The following is a 21,256-nucleotide window of genomic DNA, read 5'->3' as shown; positions in this document are numbered from 1 at the left end:
CATGGACCCCATGAACCCCATGAACGCCGTGAACGCGATGGACGGCGAACCCACGCACCCCGCAGGAACCACCGGAACGACCCCGGGGACCACCGGAGCGGCGACAGGGACCACCGGAACGACCTCGGTGACCGACGAACCCGCGGATCTCGCCGCCATCAGCGCTCCGGGGCGCGTGGCCGGCCCCGACGAGGGGATCGGCCACGAGGAGCTCGCCCTCGCGGCCCGCAACCACGGCCTCCCCCTGGAGGCCCTGCGCTACGACGTGACCCCGCCCGGACTGCACTACATCCTCGTCCACTACGACATCCCGCCCGCCGACGCCGACACGTGGACGCTCACCGTGCAGGGCCGCGTCGGTACGCCCCTGACGCTGGACATGGCGGCCCTGCGCTCCCTCCCGAAGGTCACCCACCGCGTGACGATGGAGTGCGCGGGCAACGGCCGGGCCCGGCTCACCCCACGGCCCGTGAGCCAGCCCTGGCTGGTCGAGGCGGTCGGCACGGCGGACTGGACGGGCGTACCCCTGCGGACGCTGCTCGCGGAGGCGGGCGTACGGCCGGACGCCGTCGAGGCGGTCTTCACGGGAGCCGACCACGGGGTGGAACGCGGCGTCGAACAGGACTACCGCCGCAGCCTGTCCCTCGCGGACGCGACCGCCGCCGATCCGGAGGTCCTGGTGGCGTACGAGATGAACGGCGCCCCCCTCCCGCCGCAGCACGGTCACCCGCTGCGCCTGATCGTCCCCGCCTGGTACGGCATGGCGAGCGTGAAGTGGCTGACCGACATCACGCTCACCGACACCCCGTTCACCGGCTGCCAGCAGGCGGTGGCCTACCGCTACCGGCAGTCCCCCGACGAGCCCGGCGAACCGATCACCCGTATCGCCCCGCGCGCGCTGATGATCCCGCCCGGCTTCCCGGACTTCATGTCCCGCACCCGCGTCGTACGCCCCGGTCCCGTACGTCTGGAGGGCCGGGCCTGGTCGGGCCGCGCCCCGGTCACGAGGGTCGAGGTCAGCACGGACGACGGCACGTCATGGCAGGACGCCGGACTCGCCCCGCCGGGCGAACACTCCTGGTCCTGGCGCCACTGGCACACGACCTGGACCGCGGAACCGGGCCGGCACGTCCTGACGGCCCGCGCCACGGACGCCGAGGGCACGGTCCAGCCCCTCACCCAGCCCTGGAACCGCGGCGGCTTCGGCAACAACGAGGTCCAGCGCATCACGGTGGCCTGCGCGTAGGACACCACTGCGCACCGGGCCACTGCGCACGGGGCCACGGGCCACCCGCACCCGACCGAACCGGGCACGGGATGTCGGGTCCGGCACGGTACGCCGTTCCTAACGTGGTGGACGCAAGGGAAGGAGAGCGGGTTGGCCGAGTCGCTGGAGCGGTTGAACGAGGCCCTGGAGCACATCGAGTCGCGTCTCGACGAGCGGTTCGAGGTGACCGAGCTGGCACGGATCGCGAGGACGTCGGAGTACCACTTCCGGCGGCTGTTCTCCGCACTGGCGGGGCTCCCGCTGTCCGAGTACGTCCGGCGCAGGCGGCTCACCGTCGCGGGCGCCGAGGTACTGGCCGGGGAGCGGACGCTGCTGGAGATCGCGGTGCGGTACGGCTACGGCTCGGGGGAGGCGTTCGCGAGGGCGTTCCGGGCCATGCACGGCGTGGGCCCGGGCGAGGCCCGCCGCACCGGAGCCGTGCTGACCGCCCAGCCTCGCCTGTCCTTCCGTCTCGTCGTCGAAGGGAACAGCAGCATGCGATACCGGATCGTGGAGAAGGAAGCATTCCGGGTGGTCGGCAGGAGGATCCGTGTCCCGCTCGTCCACGAGGGGGTCAACCCGGAGATCGCACGGTTCATCCGGGGCATCGACCAGGAGACACTGCGCCGCGTCGGCGCCCTCTCCGACCAGGAGCCCAAGGGAATCGTGGGGGTGAGCGACAACCTCGACCCGAGCCGCGCGGAGGGCACCGAACTGGACTACTACCACGGCGTGGTGACGGGTTCGGCCGCCCCGGAGGACTTGGACGGACTCACCGTCCCGGCCGGCACGTGGGCCGTCTTCGAGAACTCGGGCCCGTTCCCGCAGGCGCTCCAGCACCTGTGGCGGGACGTGTTCACCCAGTGGTTCCCGTCCAACCCGTACCGGAGCAGGCCGGGCCCGGAGATCCTCCGCACCCAGCTCTCCCCGGACGCCACGGAGGCGGACGCGGAGCTGTGGATCCCGGTGGAACAGGGACCGCCGTCCTGAGCGGCCGCTGAAGCGGTCTACAGCGCCTCTCTGTTCTCCTTGGCCGCTTCCCCCGACCTGTGCACCGGCGGCAGAACACTCCACGGAAAGTTGATCCAGTCGTCGGTGCGCTTCCACACGTACTCGCACTTCACCAGTGACTGCGACTTCTCGTAGATGACGGCGGAGCGGACCTCGGCGACGGCGTCCACGCAGAAGTCGTGCACGAGCTTCAGCGTCTTGCCGGTGTCGGCCACGTCGTCCGTGATCAGCACCTTCTTGTCGGAGAAGTCGATGGTGTCCGGGACCGGCGCCAGCATGACCGGCATGTCGAGCGTGGTCCCGACGCCCGTGTAGAACTCCACGTTCACGAGGTGGATGTTCTTGCAGTCCAGGGCGTAGGCGAGTCCGCCGGCCACGAAGACGCCGCCGCGGGCGATGCTGAGCACGATGTCGGGCTCGTACCCGTCGTCGGCGATGGTCTGGGCGAGCTCGCGGACGGCCGTGCCGAAACGCTCGTAGCTGAGGTTCTCGCGCACGTCGCTCATACCTGGGTCCGGTGGAAGTTGAGGAAGGAACGCGAGGCGGTCGGGCCGCGCTGCCCCTGGTAGCGGGACCCGTACCGGTCGCTGCCGTAGGGGAACTCGGCCGACGAGCTGAGCTGGAACATGCACAGCTGCCCGATCTTCATCCCAGGCCAGAGCTTGATGGGGAGCGTCGCGAGGTTGGACAGCTCCAGGGTCACGTGCCCGGAGAACCCGGGGTCGATGAACCCGGCCGTGGAGTGTGTGACGAGCCCGAGCCGCCCGAGCGAGCTCTTGCCCTCGAGCCGGGAGGCGAGATCGTCGGGAAGCGAGACGACCTCGTAGGTACTGGCGAGGACGAACTCCCCGGGGTGCAGGATGAACGGCTCGTCGCCCTCGGGCTCCACGAGCCGCGTGAGATCGGCCTGCTCGACGGAGGGATCGATGTGCGGGTAGCGGTGGTTCTCGAACACCCGGAAGTAGCGGTCGAGCCGCACGTCGATGCTGGAGGGCTGCACCATGGAGGCGTCGTAGGGATCGATCCGTACGCGCCCGGCGTCGATCTCGGCCCGGATGTCCTTGTCAGAGAGAAGCACGTCCCGAGGATACGCAGAGCCCGCGGGCCCGCCACCATCCGGTCGTCGTGGCGGGCCCGCGGGCGTACGGACAGGCGGTGGCGGGGCGCACCCCGGCCACCTCAGTGCTTCTCCAGCTCCACCGGTACGACGTTGCGGAGCCGGGCGCAACGGGGGCAACGGATGAGCCGGCCAGGCCCGAGCCGCTCGGCCTGCTGCATCGGAAGCGATGCGGTGCTGAACACGTGCCCTTCGGCACAACGGACGACGGTGCTGCGTTCCATCAAGTCCTCAGAGTCCCTTCCCCAGGAGCCGCGTCTGACTGACGAGGAAGCCACATTACGGGATGAAAGGGACGGGCCCGCAGGCGGCACTCCGATCCCGCCGGGCCCCTCTCGCACCCCTCCACCGTACGCCTCAACTCCTGCGCCCCGCAGCCCCGTCCACCCCCCGGAACCACCACGGAACAAGCTCGGACCCCACGGCTTCAGCACCGGGGGCCCGCCATGAGGTATGGTGAATCCGCGTTTCCGACACCGGCACGAACCACTCGTTTCCGGCGTCTCACGCGGGTGTAGTTTAGTGGTAGAACATCAGCTTCCCAAGCTGAGAGTGCGAGTTCGATTCTCGTCACCCGCTCCACGCAGAACCCCCAGGTCATGGACCCGGGGGTTCTTTCATGCGTGGTCAATCCCCCACCCCGTACGCTGACCGCATGACGCGGTTGATCGTCGCAGCAGGAGGAGGGGGCGACGCTGTCGCCGCCGCGATGCTTCACACCGCCCTCTACGGCGACGAGGACCGGGCGGTGATCCTCACGTACGCGTGGGACCGCCTCCTCGTCGATCCGGTGCCGGGCCCCCGAGGACCTGACAACTTCACCGGCCTCCACCAGCTCACCCCGGCAGTCTGGACAGTGCCGGCGGACGCCCGCCCGATCGCACCAGCGGGATCCACACTCCCCCGTCTCGCGGCAGAGCTCCCGCACACCTTCGCCCTCATCGACCCGCACCACGGCGCCGGGGGCGTCACGCGCCAGCTCGAAGAGCTGATCACCCAGCTGTCGCCGGAGTCGATCGACCTGCTCGACGTGGGAGGCGACATCCTCGCCCGCGGCGACGAGCCGACACTGAAGAGCCCGCTCGCGGACGCGCTCACGCTCGCAGCGTGCTGCCAGGTGAACGCGCCCGCCCGCCTACTGGTCGCGGGCCCCGGACTGGACGGCGAACTCCCTCTTGCCGATCTGCGGGGTCTGCTCGGCGCCCTCATCCACACCTTCACCACGGAGGACGTGGAACCGGTCGGCTCGATCCTGGAGTGGCACCCTTCCGAGGTCACGGGAATGCTCGCCGCAACCGCCCGAGGAATCCGCGGAACCTGCGAAGTCCGAGACGCCGGCTTCCCCATCCCCCTCACGCACGAAGGCCCGACCGTCCACGAGGTCGACCTGGACGACGCCGTCACCCGCAACCAGTTGGCTCGCGCCGTCATGGCGACTGAGACCCTCGACGAAGCCGAGGCACACAGCCGCGAAATCTGCGGCTACTCGGAGATCGACTACGAGCGCAACAAGGCCGCATGGCTCAAGGACCAGCCGCCCGCGGATCTGGACCCACAATCCGTGTTGGCCGAACTCGACGAGTTCGATAATGAGGCGAGGCGCCGCGGAGTCACCCACACGACGTTCTGCCACCTCACCGAAGTCCTGAACCTCAACGCCTCTCAGCGCGAGGACTTGCGCCGACTCCTCATCAGCAGCCGCCCCGAGCAATACACGGCGCCCTTGTGGCGCATCGCGACCAACGGCCTTCAGCCCACAGCATGAGCGCGTTCAGCAGCGATCCTGCTCTGAACGCGCAGGAAGTGACGGGCAACGGCACTGAGGTCGACGTCGCCGCCAACCTGCTGAACGGCGACATCAGGCTGTCGATCCTCTGGACACAAGAGATCCTGCTGTCCCCCGACAGCGCAGACCAGGTGGCCCAGGCCCTGCAACGGGCCGCAGCACAAAGCCGCAAGATCACAGCCAACGAGCCCCAGCCGAAGCCTGAGTAACAACTTTCTTTACGGGTTCAAAGCAGCTCGCTCCGCTCACCGCGCGCGGCCCGGCCCCCGGCCGGGCCTGCACTCCTGTCTCCGCCCCGCTCCAGCCCGGCCGGCGCCCGTGCCGCGCTCAAAGCATGCAGCCACCTGATGCCAGAGAAGGGGTACGTCGTGGCCGGGGCGGTCAACTCCATGGCTGCAAGGAGCCACTTTGGGGATCGCGCAAAATCAGTTCCAGCCCGAAGTCGTTGCGCCCGACCTGGCCCGATATGAAGATCCTAACTTTCGAGAGCGCCGAAGACTCTGCGCAGCATTTCAGCGAGTTGCGAAGAGTCACTGCGCGTCATCCGGCCCGGAAACCACTCAACGAAAACTTCATAAATTCCGCGCTGCCCAGGATGTCGAGTAGCCCTATTTCTATAGGGCTGTATGGCCTGATCAACTCGCCTATTAAGAATCTTTCGCATTCTTTCATTTTTGACATTTTCGAGAGATACGCGGCTAGTTGGCGCGAGGCGCAATATCAGTAGAGGACGATACTCGCGACCGGCAAGCTTTTCTCGCCACTCGATGGAAGCCTCCCAGGCCCCCGACGCACTGAGAAAGGAGGTTATCTCTTCCTGCCGCTGCGCCTTTCGAGTAATCTGAAAGGCGAGTTCTTTGGCATATTGAGCAGTAGTGATTTTGGCGTCCAACTCCGTATGCTGGAGGTCGTTGTGAATATCCCCCAGACGCCCGATCACTTCAGAAAAGTCCTGGATGCGTTGATGCCGATCAAAGCTTACGCATTCCTCATATAGCTTCATGAGCTTGGAGGCCGATTCGTTGGAACAGGAACCCTTGACAGCACTATTAAGTTTCCCGGCGTTTCCGGCTACGTTGATCGGATCTGGATCTAAATTGACGAAGCAGAACGATAGAAGCTGCCCGAAAGAAAAAACATCGAGGGTTGGCTCTCTACTGTAAGCCGCCTTTGGATCAAATGCAATGTATTGCTCGGGAGCGGCATAGTACACAACTCCCATCGCGCTCTTAGTAGCCCTCTGGGTCTGAGTACTGAACCAAGCCAGATCAAAGTCAGTGAGATAGGGGAGATACTCCCCATCATCCGTATATCGGCAGACAATATTCTCTGGCTTAATGTCACGGTGAATCACGCTGTGCGAATGTGCATGTTCGATAGCCTCGGCAGACTTCAACAGGATTGAGATAATTTCCGAGGGGGACAGAAAAGTACCCGGCTGCAACTCTCGCAAATTGCTGCCATCGACATAGTCCATTACGAATCCCGTCGGGCAATCGCTGTACCGATGCACTCTAACGATCTGGGGGTGAGCTAGTAGCTGCATGGCGTCATAGCCGTTCCGGAACCGCTTCACTTTCTCACGGTCATGCAGTTCATGTGGATGATAAACCTTATAGGCGTAGATGGAACCTTCACCTTCTTTGTCTTCCACCTTAAAAACAGATCCGAACCCTCCAGCCCCAATCTGCTTTGTGACGATGCCCTCTCTCGTCTTCGTGCCAGTTTCGATCAGCCCCAGCTCGGTCTGATAACGCGTCAATGTGTCGCGCGCCTGCTGGTACGTTAGTCGGGTGGATAGGCCTGGAACTATGTCCTTCTCATCGAACCACTTCGAAATATTCTCTAGTCTGCGACATGACGCATAGTGCCCACTAGTACGCCAAGTGTTGATATCAAAGCCGGACTTAAGTCTATTATAGGAGTCCAAAAAATCCTGAGCTTCCAGCTCATAGCGCTCATAGTCTGCCTCGGGGGGAGGAGGTCCGAGTTCGGGTGTGAATCCAGTGCCAACCAAGAGGCGTCCGCGAACCTGGCCCCCAAAAATAGGCAGCTGATTCGATCCACCTTTCGACATTTCGCGTGAGATCACCTCGTAGATACTGTGACCAGTCACGCTGCCCGTGTGATCTGCTGCGGCTCCAGTCAGTGCATAAAGAAGATAGTATGTGAAAATTCCATGACCTAGGTTATTAGTCTCCCAGGCGCTTTGATTTTCAGAGCAAGCAGCAACTACAGCTGAAGAGGACCCGACTTGCCTCACCACCTCTAGAATCTCTGAATTTAGCAACTCGGAAACGCGCATAACAGAGCCATTGCGCCCTGTTACGGCTCCTCCGGAGTGGCAACAATCAAGGAGTACGAAGACTTGAGATTCTTGGGCCTCACTTGGCTCCAAGATTCGAAGGATGTCAGGGAGCGGTACACCTTCATCAAAGTCCCGATTGTCGTATGTGACAATATAGTGCCCTAGTTCCGTAGATGCCCCATGGCCGGAAAAGTAGAAGAGAATTTTGTCAGCACCAGAGTTTTTGGCATCAATCAGCCATCTAAAAATATTAGTCTTTGTAGCTTCATCATTTTGCAGAAGCGTCACATGGAACCCGTATTCCTCCATCTCAAGGACAGCTGCCACCTGATCGGCATCATGGACGGAACATGAGAGCTTCGGCCACCGATCTTTGTAGGCATCAATCCCCACGACCAGAGCAAGCGCCAGCTCCATAACCCCTCCTTGTGATCTGTGTCACATCATCTTAGAGTTCATCGCCCGAGGGCGCAGGCTGATCGGCAAACCTCCGCACCGCCGCGAGTCTTCAGGGGCGGACCCTCCCGAGGTGCCTTCATGGGTCAGCCGTAGCCACATGCCCTGTCAACAGCACAGGCGTGGCTGACGCCAGTGGGAGTGCAGCGAGGCATACGCGCACCCGGTCGGTCGTTTGAACCATCGTCGTGGCTGACTGTCGTCGAGCACCAACTATTGCCCGGATGGGGTCAGTTCGAAAGGTATGAAGCCGAGGAAGTGATCGAGGCGGCGGCTGGTCGGTGGTGACCACCAGCGTCGTCCCCTGGGTGCCGCAGGCTCGACCGCGAACGTGCACGGCGACCAGGACCTGGAGGTAGGTCGGCCGGCCTCGCAGCCGCCAGCTGTAGGTTGTGCCGTCGACAACGATCCGGTGTGATCGCTTGCGGCCAGTGCCATGACTCCCCCTCCAACAGCGAAGATGCTAGTTAGCCTGGTTCCGCCGCCCGTCTCAGAATCCGTCTCATTCAGCGCCGTGCAAGGCCGTTCAGACGGGACCGGAGGCGGTAGCTGCCCAGACAACTGGCCGTCCGTGAACTCAGGTGAACGGCCCCGTTCGAGCCCCCGGGACTACCACCACAGTTGGAAAGCGTGCACCCACAGTCCACAAGCAGCAGTGATTGGTGCGCGGCCGGCGCTGACAGGTCTCACTCTTGGCCATCGACGAAGCCCGACCGTTGGTTAGGCCCAAAGGATCCCTCGGACCGCCCCCAGACAGAACCGGGGATGCAGCTGCTCTACAGAGCTGGACACCTCGGAAACCGACCGCGCGTCCAAGACCCTAGCCACGACCACTGACAACCATGCCTGTGAATGTGGCGCTCTTCGACCGTGCTCCGCTCGCCCCCGCACCACAAGCGCACCAGATCGAGCGGGGAGCAGCGGGGAACCATGGTGAAGAGAGCCGAACCCGCCGAGGGCACACCACGAGCGTTTGCCCAGGTCAATAACAGGACCGCCCTCAAAAGCCAGCAGCTTCCCAAGCTGAGAGTGCGAGTTCGATTCTCGTCACCCGCTCCACATCGAAGCCCCAGGTCATCGGCCCGGGGCTTGTTTAGACACCATTTCAGTTGGCGAGTCTGCGGTGGCATATGAGGGTTGCGGCGATGGCGGTGAAGGCGAGGAAGTGTTCTGGCTTGCGTTCGTAGCGGCGGTGGAGGCGTCGGCAGCCGGACATCCAGGACACGGTCCGCTCGACGACCCAGCGGTGCCGGCCCAGCCGCCGGGACGACTCGATGCCCTTGCGGGCGATGCGGTGCTGGATGCCTCGCTGTGACAGCCATCGCCGCAGGTGCCGGTAGTCGTAGCCCTTGTCTGCGTGCAGCTTGCCGGGGCGTCGCCGGCGGGGTCCGTGAGGTGAGCGGATGGGTGCAATGCCGCGGACCAGCGGGATGAGGGCCTGGCTGTCGTGGAGGTTGGCGGCGGAGATGCCGATCGACAGCGGCAGGCCATTGCGGTCGACGATGAGGTGGATTTTCGATCCGGCTTTGGCGCGGTCAGTCGGATTCGGTCCCGTCAGCCGCCCCCTTTGAGGGCTCGAACGCTGACGGAGTCGATTGCGCACCGCGACCAGTCCAGCTTGCCCTGTGAGCCGAGTTCGTCCAGGACCAGACGGTGGAGCTTGGCCCATACCCGGGCCTCGGTCCACACGGTGAACCGGCGGAACGCCGTCACACCCGACAGCCCTAAACCCGGCGGCAGTTGGTTCCAGGTGCAGCCCGAAGTGGCTACGAAGATGATCGCGGCCAGCACCTCACGGTCGCCCCGCCGGCGGTGCCCTCCGCCTTGCGGGCGTTCCGGAGCCGGCGGGACCACCAGCTGGAACAACTCCCACAGCTCTTCTGGCGCCAATCGTTCGACAAGCGCAGCAGTCATCACCTCAGACTGCCGCAAGATCACACCAACTGAAATGGCGTCTTATTGACAGTACCCGTAACGCCTGCGGCGGCCCAACGGCCGTACGGCCCGGACGTCGCGCCGGCGAGCGCCACGTTCACCGCGTCGGCTAGGTCCAGGTCGAGCGCGTCGTAGCGGACTCGGACGGACTGCGCTGAGGCCAGAGAGTCCGGACGTGTCCGCGATGACGATGATCACGCGGTGGTTCCGGGATCCGTCTCGCGGCGGGCCGTGTCGGCGACCGCGTCACGGACGTCAGTCTTGGTCGGCGTACGCCCCGTCCCCTCGAACGTCTGTGAAAAAGGAGGCTCGTCCCAGACTTGGTTCGCCATGGCCGCGAGATGGATTCCCCGACGGGTGATCTCAGCCTCGCTCATGCCCCTCCTGCACACCTCGTACCAAGCACGCCCTGCACGCCCATGTGCAACTCCCGGCCCGTGAAGCCTTTCGGGCGCGAGACCGCCCTCCCCGAAGGTACGACGAAGTGCCAGTTTATCGAGGGGGGTTGCGCGGTCATGCCGGGTCGTTCTCGGGAACAGGTCTGCGATCGGGCACGGTCGGCCTTCTCGTTGACCGGTTCCGGATGTGCCGCGCTCCGAAGAGCGCGCCGATCCCTCGGCGATCTCCCAGCCGGGCCCCGCAGTCGTCGAGTTGTGTGTGAATCACTTCGGCCTTGTCCTCGGTCCGTAACGGGCGCATCCCTCGGCCGCCGTCCCTCGTCCCTCCTGGTGGTCGCGAGTCGACCCGGGAATCGGCGAGGAACTGCGGGAGAGCGGGCGGACATGGCACAGCACGGCGGCGGGCGGGGCTGGTACGGCAAGGTGCTCGGTGCGGCGGTCGGGGTGGTGCTGGCCGCCTCCGGTGCCTCGGTGTGGACCGCGACGGCCGGTCCCGTGGGCTCGTCGCCGAAGGCGGCCGCGTCGGCGACGCCCGGCGGTGACGTCGAGCCGGTCGCGGTGACCATCGCCCACGCCTCGGACAAGGGGCCGCGCGGCGTCAACATCACCATCGACGACGGCCCCACCCCGGTGTGGACCCCCCAAGTGCTGGACGTGCTGCGGGAGTACGGGGTGAAGGCCACGTTCTGCATGGTGGGGACGCAGGCGCAGGCCCATCCGGACCTCGTGAAGGAGGTGGTCGCGGCCGGGCACCGGCTGTGCGACCACTCGGTGTCGCACGACACCACCATGGACAAGAAGCCCGAGGCATACCAGTCGCAGGAGATCCTCGACGCCGAGCGCATGATCACCGAGGCGTCCGGGGGCGTACGGCCGATGTACTACCGGGCCCCCGGCGGTGCCTTCACCCCGTACAGCCGCGAGCTCGCCGCCTCCCGCGGTATGCGTCCGCTGGGCTGGAACGTGGACACCAAGGATTTCGAGGGCCCGGGCACGGACGCCATCGTCGCCACCGTCGAGCGGGAGCTGCCCAACGGGCCGACGCTCCTCTTCCACGACGCGGGTGGCGACCGTTCCCAGACCGTCGAGGCGCTGAGCCGGATCCTGCCCCGGCTCAAGGAGCAGGGCTACTCGTTCGGGTTCCCGGTGCGCTGAGCCGCGGTCAGGGGCGGGAGGTGCCCGCACCGGTCTGGTGGAGCAGCCTGGCCAGGAGCAGGGCGCCTCCCGTTGCCGCGCCCACCGCCAGGAAGCCTCCTGAGGAGCGCCAGGACAGTACCGACCAGCGTGACTGGGCGGAGAACAGTGATCCCGTACTCAGCCATGAGCCGGTCGAGATCAGGGACAGGGAGGAGCCGATCGAGCCCACCGACAGGGCGCTTCCGATCGAGCCGACCGACAGGGCCGAACCGACCGAGCCGATCGACAGCACCGAACCCACCGAGCCGATCGACAGCACGGAGTCCTGCGACCACAACGACAGCAGACTGGAACGAGCGGAGTCACGGCGGACCGGTCGTACGGACGACTTTGTCATGGGGCCATCCTGCCCGCTGTTCGCTCCGCCGTCGCGGGGATGCCCAAGCCGGGGGGCCAAGTTGTGGGCCCAATCTCGGGCCCAAGCCGGGAGGCCCACCCCAGCACGGCCGTCTCCGGAAACGGCCGTCTCCGGAAACGGCCGTGCCGGTACGGCCCCCTGGAGTCGGGGCCGTACCGGCACGAGGTTCCGCACCTGTGACGCGTGAGCCGGTCAGTTGGTGAAGGTGACGTACTTCCAGGCGCCGTGCGTCGTGGAGTTGACCGTGTCGCCGGAGGAACCGTTGATGTACGACGAGCGCATCCGGGCCCGGATGCCGGACTCGCCCGGGGCCTCCAGCCTCACGACCGACTTGCCGTTCGTGCCGACGGCGAAGTACTCGGAGCCCGAGTCGTACCAGGAGCCCTGGTAGTACACCTGCAGCTGGAAGCGCTGCTTGCGGCCGGTGTAGTGGTTCATCGACGTGGTGAACACCGGGTCGGTGTTCTTGCGGAACCAGGAGTACGTCGTGGAGCCGATCTTCGCCGTCTTGTAGTGCTTGGAGACGACGGTGGAGACCTTCACCCGGGCGTACGCCGTCGACGTCGCGGTCTTCGCGGCGGAGCGGGCGTCGCCGGCGAAGACCGCGGTGACGGTGGTGTCACGGGTCATGTCGACGGTCGCCGACAGGTCGCCCCTGGAGTTGACCTTCGCCGTCTTCAGCAGCTTCTTCGCCTTGTCGGAGCCGAAGGGATCCGCGTAGATCGCGACGGTACGGTTCTTGTACGTCGTCCCGAGGTGCGCGGTGAAGGAGACGTCCTTGCCGTACGCGTACACCTTGCCGTTGTTGGTGAGGCTCAGGGCGGTCGCCTTGCGCGAGACCTCCACCGTGTCGGAGCCGGCGGCGGCCGCGTGTGTGGCGTCGCCCGCGTAGGAGACCTTGTAGGTCACCTTGCCGCCGGCGGGCGGGGTGTCCGTGAAGGAGAAGCTGCCGTCCGCCTTCGTCCTGACGGCGGTCAGCGCCTTGCCCTGCGGGGACTCGACGTCCGTACGGGTCACGCTCAGGGACGTGCCCGCGGCGAGGGCGGTCCTCGACGTCAGCCCGCCCGTGACGGTGAGCTTCTTGGCCCGGTCCGACTTCGCGGGCGCCGACACCTTGAGCGCGGGCAGTTCCTTGGTGGGGTCGGTCAGGGCGCGCAGCGTGTACGTGCCGTAGGTGTTCACCGAGACGGCGAAGACCCTGCTGCTGTCCGGCGCCCACGCCAGGGCGCCGTCCACGAGGGGGTCGGAGCCGCTGCTGTTGCCGGTGTTGGGGAAGTCGTACTCCCGCACCGGCACCTGCTCACCGGGCCGGTGGATGTGGACGTCCGGGTCGTACACGGAGTCGCTGCCGGCCGCGACACTGCCGTCGGGCGCGACCCGCACCGCGTTCGGGTAGGCGTCGATGGGGTAGCCGGTCTGCTCGGCGAGGTCGGTGGCCGCGTAGGCGCCGATGCCGTAGCCGTACTCGGGGCTGCCCCAGGAGGTGAGGACCTGGCCGCCGTCGGGCGTCAGGTCGATCTGCTTCACGGCGGTGTCCATACCGCCCTTGACCCGCAGCGCGGCGCCGTCGGCCGAGACGTCGTACACGGCGAGGGCACCGCCGTTGCCGGCCACGAGGACGCCGGGGACGGCCGGGTCGGAGGCCAGGAACATGCCGTAGGCGCCGGAGAAGCCGACGTCCCCTCGCTGGGCGAGGTGCACGACGGGCTCGGCGCCCGAGACGTCGAGCGAGCCGAAGTCGGTGCCGTGGGCGAACCAGACCCAACCGTCCACCACTTCCAGGTCCCCGGGCGGCGCGCCCACCGGGTAGCTCGCGGTCTGGGTGTACGTGCCCGTCTCCACCGAGACGATGCGGTTGCCGCTCTTCACGGCCGCGTACACCTGCCCGGAGTCGGCGGACAGCGCGAGGCCCGTCACGCCCTGGAGCCCGGTCAGGGTCGCCCTGACGGCACCCGTGTAGTCGGTGACGACGATCTTGCCGCCGGTGGGATCGGAGACGTAGACCCGCTGATGGGCGCCGTCCACGACGATGTCCCCCACGGACGCCACCGGAAGTGTCTTCGCGGAGTCGGCCGAGGCCGGCCCCGCCGTTCCCGCCGCCAGGGCCGCGGAACCGAGGACGACCGCGAGTGCCGTCGCGATCGACATGCTGCGCCTGCGCACAGTGATGGTGACCCCCCACAGAGATGCCCGGTACGGCCGGGCATGGATGAACCGGCCGCGCGCTCCCCCGCACCGTCGACGGTGCGTCGACGCGGCCGAAGACGCAGCGTATGGCATGCCAGTGACAACGACGCCCGATTTTCGATCTTCGGGCGCCGGTCAGCCGTGCAGCGCGCGGTACGCCTCCGCCGCCCCCGGGTGCAGGGCGATGCCGCCCGTGCCGATCAGGCTGCCGACGTCCAGGAACTGGGTGCCGACCGCGTTGTCCGGGACCAGGGCGCTCGCGCGCCGGGCCAGCAGGCGGGTCACCGCCTCGGCGACCGCGCGCGGCAGGTCGGGACGGCACACCAGCAGGTTGGAGACGCCGATGGTGGCGACCCCGCCCGCCGACCGGTACGCGCCCTGCGGCAGGGACACCTCCTCCAGGCCGGAGCCGGCCAGGCCGTCCCGGCCGCCGAGGCGCGGCAGCAGCCCGGCCAGCGGCAGGAACCGCAGCCCGGGGCCGTCGTCGAGGCCGGTCAGGACCGGCAGCGGTACGCCGCCCGCGACGATCAGGGCCTCGATCGAGCCCGCCCGCATCGCGTCGGCCGCGTCGGCCGGCGGGAGGTGGAGTACGGGGACGTCGGTGCCGGGGGACAGACCCGCGGCGTGCAGGATCCGCTCGCCGAGCACGGCCGCGCCCGATCCGGTCGCACCGAGCGAGACGGTGTGGCCGCCCAGCTCGGACACCTCGCGCACGGGTGAGTCCGCCCGGACGACGAACTGCAGGTAGGTCTCGTACACCCGGCCGATCGCGCGCAGGGGCACCGGCCGCGGGAAGAGGTCGGTGCCCTGTGCGGCCAGCGCGGTGTCGGTGAGGACGAGGGCGAGGTCGGCGCGGCGGTCGCGGAGCAGTCCGATGTTGGTGAGGCTGCCCGCGGTGGTGCGGACGCGGCAGCTCAGGCGGGGGTACGCCCTCTCGATCTCCGCCGTCAGGAGGCGGCCGAAGGCTTCGTAGAAGGCGGTCGGTTCACCGGTCGCGACGCGCAGGACACCGCTGGGTCCGGGACGCGTCCGGGAGGCGTCGGCGGTGAGCGCGCCACCGAGGACGGCGACGGCCGCCGTGCCGAGCGCGGCGTGGAGAAGCGCACGGCGGTCGACGGGGACGGGGGCGTGAGCGGGAACGGGGAGCGGGCGCGGCCGGGAAGGCGGGGGCGGCTGGCTGTGCTGGCCCTGCCGGCCGTGCTGACCCTGCTTACTCTCTTGGCTCCACCGGCTGTGCTGGCTCTGCTGCTGGCCGTGCTGGTTCTGCTGGTTCTGGCGAGGGCCGGGGCGGGTCATCGTGCGGCACCTCCCCCGTCCCGGTGCCCGGCGCCGGCCGCTCCGGGCTCTCCCGGCGGCGGTCCTGGCGCCGGCACCACCGCCCGCGCCCTCAGCCCTCGCGGTCGCGCCGTGCTCAGCTCCAGGTGGCCGCCCCGGCCCGCCAGGAGCTGTTCGGCGATGGCCAGGCCCAGGCCCGTGCCCGAGGTGCCGTTCCGGCGCTGGCGGCCCGCGCGCCAGAATCGTGTGGTGGCCAGGGCCAGTTCCTGCGGGCCGAGGCCGGGGCCGTCGTCCGTCACCGTGAGGACCGCGAGGACCGCGGGTCCGCCGTCGGCGCGGCCCTCGGCGGTGGTGCAGTGGAGGGAGATGGCGGCGCCCTCGCCCGCGTACTTGATGGCATTGTCCAGGAGGATGTCCGCGACCTGCGCGAGTTCGCGGTCCGTGCAGGCGGCCGGGACCGGGACAGGGGATGCGGCCGGGCCGGTCCCGAGGGTCAGACGGGCGCCGGCGCGTTCGGCGACCGGTTCCCACAGGCGGTGCCGCTCGGCGGCCACCGCCGCCGCGTCGCAGCGGACGTCCGAACCGTCGGTCACGGCCAGTTCCCCGGCCCGGTGTTCCGCGGTGGCGAGGGCGAGCAGGTCGTCGAGGAGGGTCTCCAGGCGGTCGAGTTCGGTGGTCACGCCCGTGTACGTACGCTCGCCGGAGGGGGCCAGGTGCGGGTGCAGGGCGTCGACGCGCAGCCGGAGCGCCGCCATCGGGTTGCGCATCTGGTGGGACGTGTCGGCGACGAGCCTGCGCTGCTGCTCCAGGGCGGCGGTGACCGTACGGGCCATACGGTTGAAGCCGATCGCCAGCTGGCGCAGTTCCGGCGGCCCCGCGGCCCCGGTCTGCTCGGTCCGCTCGGGCGGGAGCCCGGCGGCGAGCTGCCCGACGGCCCGGTCCAGGCGGCGCAGCGGGCTGACCACCCACCCCGTCGCGGCCCGGGCGAGGACCGTGCAGGCGACGGCGACCAGCGCGGCCCCCGCGAGGACGGCGGCCCAGCGCCGGGTGATCTCCTCCGACGCGGTCCCCACCGAGGCCCGCAGCACCACGGCCCCGGAGACCCGGGTCCCGGTGCCGGCCGGCTCCGCGAACATCCGGTGCCCCCGTGACCAGGGCCGCAGCGCGCGGGAGGGGCGCGCGGTCTGGTTGCGCAGGGCCGCGTCGAGCAGCCGCGCGACGGCGGGGTCGACGGCCCGCATGCCGCCGGTCTGGACGACGGGCCTGCGGCGCGTGTCGGTGACGACGAGCGGTTCCCCGTACAGCTGGGTGTAGCGGCGGGCCTCGGCGGCGACGGCCGAGGTGTCGCCGGTCGCCGCCGCCTGGTCCATGAGGGCGGCGAAGCGGTCGAGGTCGGCGCTGCGGGCGAGGACCAGCTGCTGGGTGCGGTCGGACGCGGTGAACAGCAGCAGCGGTACGGCGAACGCGGCCACCGCGATCACGACGAACAGCAGCAGCGCGGCCTGGACCCTGGTGCGCACGCGTCGGCTCCTCAGTCCCGGGGGCCTTGGCCGTCCCGGCCGGCCCCGAAGCGGTAGCCGAAGCCCCGGATCGTCGTGAGCAGGCCGGGGCGGCGCAGTTTGGCGCGCAGCTGGGTGAGGTGGACGTCCAGGGAGCGGGACACGGCGTGGTGGGCGTCGCCCCACACCTCGTCCAGGACCTGCTCGCGGCTGACCGCCGTGCCCGCCCGTCCCGCCAGTACGGCGAGGATGTCGAACTCCTTGGTGGTCAGCTCGACCTCCGCCCCGGCGACCCGGACCCGGCGCGCGTCGAGGTCCACCTCGACGTCACCGGCACGCACGGTCCGTGCGGTCCGTGCGGCGGTCCTTCCGGCGGTAGCGTGCTGCGCGGTGTTACGCCGGGTGACGGCGTCGATGCGGGCGAGCAGTTCGGCGAGGCGTACCGGCTTGACGAGGTAGTCGTCGGCGCCGAGGCGCAGCCCGCGCACCACCGAGCGCTCGTCGCCGCGTGCGGTGAGCACCACCACCGGTATGTCGCTCACCGCCCGCAGGGCGCGCAGCACGTCCAGACCGTCGGTGTCGGGCAGGCCCAGATCGAGAAGGAGCAGGTCGGAGCTGCGGTGGTAGGTGAGGACATCCCTGCCGTAGCGGACCCGACGGGTCACGTGACCGTGGTCGTACAGGACCTCGACGAGCGCCGCGGCCACGCCGTCGTCGTCCTCGGCCAGCAGTACCTGCATCCCGTCCACCTCCCTCGGCCCCCGTCCTCCGCGGCTTCCCGGTCGTCGCCGCGGTCCGGCCGCCGCCACTCCCGGTAGTCACGAAACCGAATGTAGACCACACCGGCCGCGCACCCGCCGGAGTGTTAAGGGGACGTTAGTTCTGTGTCCGGCCCTCTCGTGCGGCGGTGCGGGACGGAGTGAGGCTGCACGGCACCCAGCAGCAGAGCAGCAGCCTGTGAAGGACGCCGTAAATGATCATCGACTGTCACGGTCACTACACGACCGCCCCGCCGGCCCTGGCGGCCTGGCGCGACCGGCAGACCGCCTCCCTGACCGACCCGTCGGCCGCCCCCTCCCCCGCGGACCTGCGCATCGGCGACGACGAACTGCGCGAGAGCGTCGAGCCGCACCAGGTGCGGCTGATGGACGAGCGCGGCATCGACGTGACGGTCTTCTCGCCGCGCGCCTCGTTCATGGCCCACCACGTGGGGGACTTCGCGACCTCCGCGGCCTGGGCCGCCCTGTGCAACGAACTCTGCTTCCGCGTCTCCCGGCTGTACCCGGAGCGGTTCGTGCCCGCCGCGATGCTCCCGCAGTCGCCCGGCGTCGACCCGGCCACCTGCATACCGGAACTCACCCGCTGCGTGGAGGAGTACGGGGCGGTCGCGGTGAACCTGAACCCCGACCCCTCCGGCGGCCACTGGACGGCCCCGCCGCTCACCGACCGCTCCTGGTACCCGCTCTACGAGAAGATGGTGGAGTACGACGTCCCGGCGATGATCCACGTCAGTACGAGCGTCAACCCCGCCTTCCACACCACCGGCGCGCACTACCTCAACGCCGACACCACGGCGTTCATGCAGCTGGTCCAGGGCGACCTGTTCGCCGACTTCCCGGCCCTGCGCCTCGTCATCCCGCACGGCGGCGGGGCTGTCCCCTACCACTGGGGCCGGTTCCGCGGCCTGGCGATGGCGCTCGGCAAGCCGCCGCTGGAGGAACACGTCCTCGGCAACGTCTCCTTCGACACCTGCGTCTACCACCAGGCCGGCTCGGACCTCCTCTACGACGTGGTCCCGGCCCGCAACATCCTGTTCGCCTCGGAGATGATCGGCGCGGTCCGCGACATCGACCCGTGCACCGGACACCACTTCGACGACACCCGCCGGTACGCCGAGGCCGCGCGCCTCTCCCCGGACGACCTGGCGGCGGTCCAGGAGCACAACGCCCGAGCGGTGTATCCGCGTCTGGACGCCCTCCTGAAGCGTCAGGGGCGGTGAGCCGCGTGAGCACCCCTTCCCCCGCGGCCCCCCTCGCTCCCAGGACGCCCGGCTGGCTGGACTGGTACACCGGTCCGTCCGCGCCCGCGTTCCGGCTGCCGCCCGGGACCGTCGACGCGCACTGCCACGTCTTCGGGCCGCAGGCGGAGTTCCCCTTCGCGCCCGAGCGGAAGTACACGCCCTGTGACGGCGGCAAGGAGGACCTGTTCGCGCTCCGCGACCACCTGGGCGTGGCGCGCAACGTCATCGTGCAGGCCACCTGTCACGGCGCCGACAACAGCGCCATGGTCGACGCCGTCCGGTCGGCCGGCGGCCGGGCGCGGGGCGTCGCGACGGTCCGCCCCGACATCGCGGAGAGCGAACTCCTCGCCCTGGACGCGGCGGGCGTGCGCGGGGTGCGCTTCAACTTCGTACGCCGTCTGGTGGACACCTCGCCCGCCGACGACTTGCTCATCATCGCCAGGAAGGTCGCCCCGCTGGGCTGGCACGTCGTCCTGTACTTCGAGAGCGTCGACCTGCCCGAACTGGAGGGCTTCTTCGGGTCGTTGCCCGTGCCCCTGGTCGTGGACCACATGGGGCGGCCGGACGTGACACAGCCGGTGGACGGGCCGCAGTTCACCCGCTTCCTGCGCTTCGTCGACGCCAACGACGTCTGGGTGAAGGTGAGTTGCCCCGAGCGCCTGACCGTCACCGGCCCGGCCGCCCTGCACGGCGAGCGCCACGCCTACACGGACGTCGTCCCCTTCGGCCGCCGCGTCGTGGCGGAGTTCCCCGACCGGGTGCTGTGGGGCACGGACTGGCCGCACCCCAACCTCACCGACCACATGCCGGACGACGGCCTGCTCGTCGACCACGTACCGCACGTGGCGGTCACCGCCGAGCAGCGGCACAAGCTCCTGGTCGCCAACCCGATGGGCCTGTACTGGCCCGGCGAGGACTTCTGACATGCAACAGGCCAACGCGCTGAACCGGCTGGACAGGCTGCCGGTCTCCCGGTTCCACAAGGTCACCCTGCTCGCCGTCGCCTTCGCGTACTTCTTCGAGTTCGCGGACATCAACAGCTTCGCCACCACCGCGCCCAAGCTGATCAAGCTGTGGGGTCTGACGGTCGACCAGGTCGCCTACGTCACCTCGCTCTCGTTCGTCGGCATGTTCGTCGGGGCGATCGTCGCCGGGTCCATCGCCGACCGGTGGGGCCGCAGACGGGCGCTGCTGTGGACGACGCTGTTCTTCGGCCTCTCCTCGTTCGCGGCGGTGTTCTCCTGGGATCTCGTCTCGCTCGGCGTGTTCCGGGTGCTGACCTCGGCGGGCCTGTCGGCGATGACCGTCGTGGGCGTCGTCTACGTCAACGAGATGTACCCGTCGGCGATCCGCGGCAAGTACCAGGCGTACGCCATCGCCATCGGCATCTGCGGCACGCCCGTCACCAACCTCATCGCCAGCGCGGTCGTCCCGCTCAACGACTGGTCGTGGCGGCTGGTCTACCTGTGGGGGTCCCTGGGCATCCTGCTCGTCCTCTTCGCCGGCCGTCTCAAGGAGTCGCCCCGCTGGCTGGAGAGCCGGGGTGAGCACGCCGCCGCGGACGCCGTCCTGCGGGAGATCGAGGCGGACGTCGCGGCCGAGAAGGGACCCCTGCCCGAGCCGGCGCCGCCGGTCGTCGGGACGCCGTCGACGAAGGCGCCGCTGCGGCTGCTCCTGCGGAAGAAGTACCTGTTCCCGACACTGCTGCTGTCCGTGCTGTGGATGACGCAGACCATCGGCTTCTTCGGCTACTCCAGCTGGGCGCCCACCCTGCTGGCCAAGGAGGGCTTCAGCGTCGAGAAGTCCGTCTTCTACGTGGCCCTCACCACCGTCGGCGCGCCGCTCGGCTGCTATCTGGCGTCGCTGGTCACCGACCGGTTCGAGCGGAAGTGGTGCCTGGTGGGCTTCGGCACGGTCATCGCGGTGTGCGGGCTGCTGTACGGGCTCACCTTCGACCCGGTGCTCATCATCGTGTTCGGCTTCCTGGTGAACCTGTTCGAGCGAGGCTACACGGCGCTCGCGTACGCGTACTCGCCCGAGCTGTTCGACACGCGGGCGCGGTCGTTGGGCACGAGTGTGTCGTACGGGCTGGGGCGGTTGTCGAACGCCGCCGGGCCGTTGATCGTGGCGGCGCTGTACACCGGGCAGGGGTATCGGGCCGTCTTCTGCTTCATCGCGGGGACGTGGATGGTGGGGGCGGTCGTTCTGGCGGTGTTCGGGGCGCGGACGCGCGCCGTGCGGCTCGCCGAGGCGGAGGGCAAGCGGGTCGGCGTACCCGCCTGACCCTGCTTGCCCTCCGGGGCGGGGATCAGCGGGTGCGTGGTCGGGGGGGGCGGGGGGGGGGGCGGGGGGCGGGGGCGCCGCCCCCCCCCACAACCGGGGGGGGGGGGGCCGCGGGCCGCCCCCCCCCCCCGCCGCCCCCCCCCCCCCCCGCCCCGCGCG

The 21,256-nt window shown here is 68.7% G+C and carries 17 protein-coding genes, 1 tRNA gene and 2 pseudogenes; 9 read left to right on the top strand and 11 right to left on the bottom strand.

Annotation, left to right across the window (positions count from 1 at the left end; genetic code table 11):
- The first annotated feature begins 10 nt into the window (after positions 1-10).
- Together ACFYXC_RS17555 and ACFYXC_RS17550 are read left to right on the top strand one after the other, a co-directional pair.
- Complete coding sequence (locus tag ACFYXC_RS17555) at positions 11-1,246, top strand: sulfite oxidase (RefSeq protein WP_389552340.1); 1,236 nt, start codon at positions 11-13, stop codon at positions 1,244-1,246.
- Positions 1,247-1,378: 132 nt separating this feature from the next.
- Positions 1,379-2,257, top strand: coding sequence for a GyrI-like domain-containing protein (locus ACFYXC_RS17550; protein WP_389552337.1), 879 nt, complete (start codon positions 1,379-1,381; stop codon positions 2,255-2,257).
- Positions 2,258-2,274: 17 nt separating this feature from the next.
- On the opposite strand, the gene ACFYXC_RS17545 is transcribed toward ACFYXC_RS17550, so the two are convergent.
- Together ACFYXC_RS17545 and dcd are read right to left on the bottom strand one after the other, a co-directional pair.
- On the bottom strand, positions 2,275-2,784 hold the full coding sequence (locus ACFYXC_RS17545; protein WP_388917798.1) for a phosphoribosyltransferase: 510 nt from the start codon (positions 2,782-2,784) through the stop codon (positions 2,275-2,277).
- Positions 2,781-3,356: a dCTP deaminase gene (gene dcd / locus ACFYXC_RS17540; protein WP_388917796.1), complete on the bottom strand. Its 576-nt coding sequence runs from the start codon at positions 3,354-3,356 to the stop codon at positions 2,781-2,783. The genes ACFYXC_RS17545 and dcd overlap by 4 nt, the downstream gene beginning before the upstream one ends.
- A 547-nt stretch (positions 3,357-3,903) precedes the next feature.
- Here dcd and ACFYXC_RS17535 point away from each other — a divergent pair.
- The 3 genes from ACFYXC_RS17535 (at position 3,904) to ACFYXC_RS17525 (ending at position 5,390) form a co-directional block, all read left to right on the top strand.
- Positions 3,904-3,977: transfer RNA gene (locus ACFYXC_RS17535), tRNA-Gly, on the top strand.
- 73 nt (positions 3,978-4,050) lie between these two features.
- A complete protein-coding gene (locus ACFYXC_RS17530) occupies positions 4,051-5,160 on the top strand; it encodes a DUF1152 domain-containing protein (protein WP_389552334.1) in 1,110 nt (369 codons plus the stop codon).
- Positions 5,157-5,390, top strand: a complete 234-nt coding sequence (locus ACFYXC_RS17525) for a hypothetical protein (protein ID WP_389552331.1) — start codon at positions 5,157-5,159, stop codon at positions 5,388-5,390. The genes ACFYXC_RS17530 and ACFYXC_RS17525 overlap by 4 nt, the downstream gene beginning before the upstream one ends.
- 266 nt (positions 5,391-5,656) lie before the next feature.
- Here ACFYXC_RS17525 and ACFYXC_RS17520 read toward each other — a convergent pair whose 3' ends face one another.
- From ACFYXC_RS17520 to ACFYXC_RS17505, 4 genes and pseudogenes are all read right to left on the bottom strand, one after another.
- Positions 5,657-7,906: a caspase family protein gene (locus ACFYXC_RS17520; RefSeq protein WP_389552329.1), complete on the bottom strand. Its 2,250-nt coding sequence runs from the start codon at positions 7,904-7,906 to the stop codon at positions 5,657-5,659.
- Between the two features lie 1,144 nt (positions 7,907-9,050).
- Positions 9,051-9,859, bottom strand: a protein-coding gene (locus ACFYXC_RS17515) for an IS5 family transposase (protein ID WP_389552326.1) whose coding sequence is annotated in 2 segments (ribosomal slippage) — positions 9,051-9,509 and positions 9,512-9,859 — 807 coding nt in all. Because the reading frame shifts where the segments join, the coding sequence is not laid out codon by codon here.
- 42 nt (positions 9,860-9,901) lie between these two features.
- Positions 9,902-10,050 (bottom strand): annotated as a pseudogene (locus ACFYXC_RS17510) (VapC toxin family PIN domain ribonuclease); the annotation flags it as partial.
- Positions 10,051-10,074: 24 nt separating this feature from the next.
- A pseudogene (locus ACFYXC_RS17505) lies at positions 10,075-10,266 on the bottom strand (hypothetical protein); the annotation flags it as partial.
- Positions 10,267-10,662: 396 nt separating this feature from the next.
- On the opposite strand from ACFYXC_RS17505, the gene ACFYXC_RS17500 reads away from it, so the two are divergent.
- On the top strand, positions 10,663-11,433 hold the full coding sequence (locus tag ACFYXC_RS17500) for a polysaccharide deacetylase family protein (protein WP_389552323.1): 771 nt from the start codon (positions 10,663-10,665) through the stop codon (positions 11,431-11,433).
- A gap of 7 nt (positions 11,434-11,440) precedes the next feature.
- On the opposite strand, the gene ACFYXC_RS17495 is transcribed toward ACFYXC_RS17500, so the two are convergent.
- The 5 genes from ACFYXC_RS17495 to ACFYXC_RS17475 form a co-directional block, all read right to left on the bottom strand.
- Positions 11,441-11,812, bottom strand: coding sequence for a hypothetical protein (locus ACFYXC_RS17495; protein ID WP_389552320.1), 372 nt, complete (start codon positions 11,810-11,812; stop codon positions 11,441-11,443).
- A gap of 213 nt (positions 11,813-12,025) precedes the next feature.
- Positions 12,026-13,981, bottom strand: a complete 1,956-nt coding sequence (locus ACFYXC_RS17490) for a YncE family protein (protein ID WP_389552318.1) — start codon at positions 13,979-13,981, stop codon at positions 12,026-12,028.
- A 174-nt stretch (positions 13,982-14,155) separates the two neighbouring features.
- Positions 14,156-15,316 carry a TAXI family TRAP transporter solute-binding subunit gene (locus ACFYXC_RS17485; RefSeq protein ID WP_389552315.1) on the bottom strand — a complete coding sequence of 387 codons (1,161 nt, stop codon included), beginning with the start codon at positions 15,314-15,316 and terminating at the stop codon, positions 14,156-14,158.
- Complete coding sequence (locus ACFYXC_RS17480; RefSeq protein ID WP_389552312.1) at positions 15,313-16,815, bottom strand: sensor histidine kinase; 1,503 nt, start codon at positions 16,813-16,815, stop codon at positions 15,313-15,315. The genes ACFYXC_RS17485 and ACFYXC_RS17480 overlap by 4 nt, the downstream gene beginning before the upstream one ends.
- A gap of 11 nt (positions 16,816-16,826) precedes the next feature.
- The gene (locus ACFYXC_RS17475; RefSeq protein WP_389552310.1) at positions 16,827-17,534 is read right to left on the bottom strand and encodes a response regulator transcription factor; all 708 of its coding nucleotides are present in this window, start codon (positions 17,532-17,534) and stop codon (positions 16,827-16,829) included.
- Positions 17,535-17,767: 233 nt separating this feature from the next.
- Here ACFYXC_RS17475 and ACFYXC_RS17470 point away from each other — a divergent pair, with 233 nt between their 5' ends.
- From ACFYXC_RS17470 to ACFYXC_RS17460, 3 genes are read left to right on the top strand one after another with little or no spacing between them, the layout of a single operon-like run.
- Positions 17,768-18,793, top strand: a complete 1,026-nt coding sequence (locus ACFYXC_RS17470; RefSeq protein ID WP_389552307.1) for an amidohydrolase family protein — start codon at positions 17,768-17,770, stop codon at positions 18,791-18,793.
- 5 nt (positions 18,794-18,798) lie between these two features.
- Positions 18,799-19,737 carry an amidohydrolase family protein gene (locus ACFYXC_RS17465; protein ID WP_389552304.1) on the top strand — a complete coding sequence of 313 codons (939 nt, stop codon included), beginning with the start codon at positions 18,799-18,801 and terminating at the stop codon, positions 19,735-19,737.
- 1 nt (position 19,738) lies between these two features.
- The gene (locus tag ACFYXC_RS17460) at positions 19,739-21,097 is read left to right on the top strand and encodes an MFS transporter (protein ID WP_389552301.1); all 1,359 of its coding nucleotides are present in this window, start codon (positions 19,739-19,741) and stop codon (positions 21,095-21,097) included.
- Positions 21,098-21,256: the final 159 nt, after the last annotated feature.

The sequence above is a fragment of the Streptomyces sp. NPDC002701 genome (assembly GCF_042889045.1).
In the GTDB taxonomy this organism is placed as follows: Bacteria; Actinomycetota; Actinomycetes; order Streptomycetales; family Streptomycetaceae; genus Streptomyces.
Note: the sequence above shows the minus strand (reverse complement) of the source record. Positions and strands in the feature narration are given on the sequence as shown.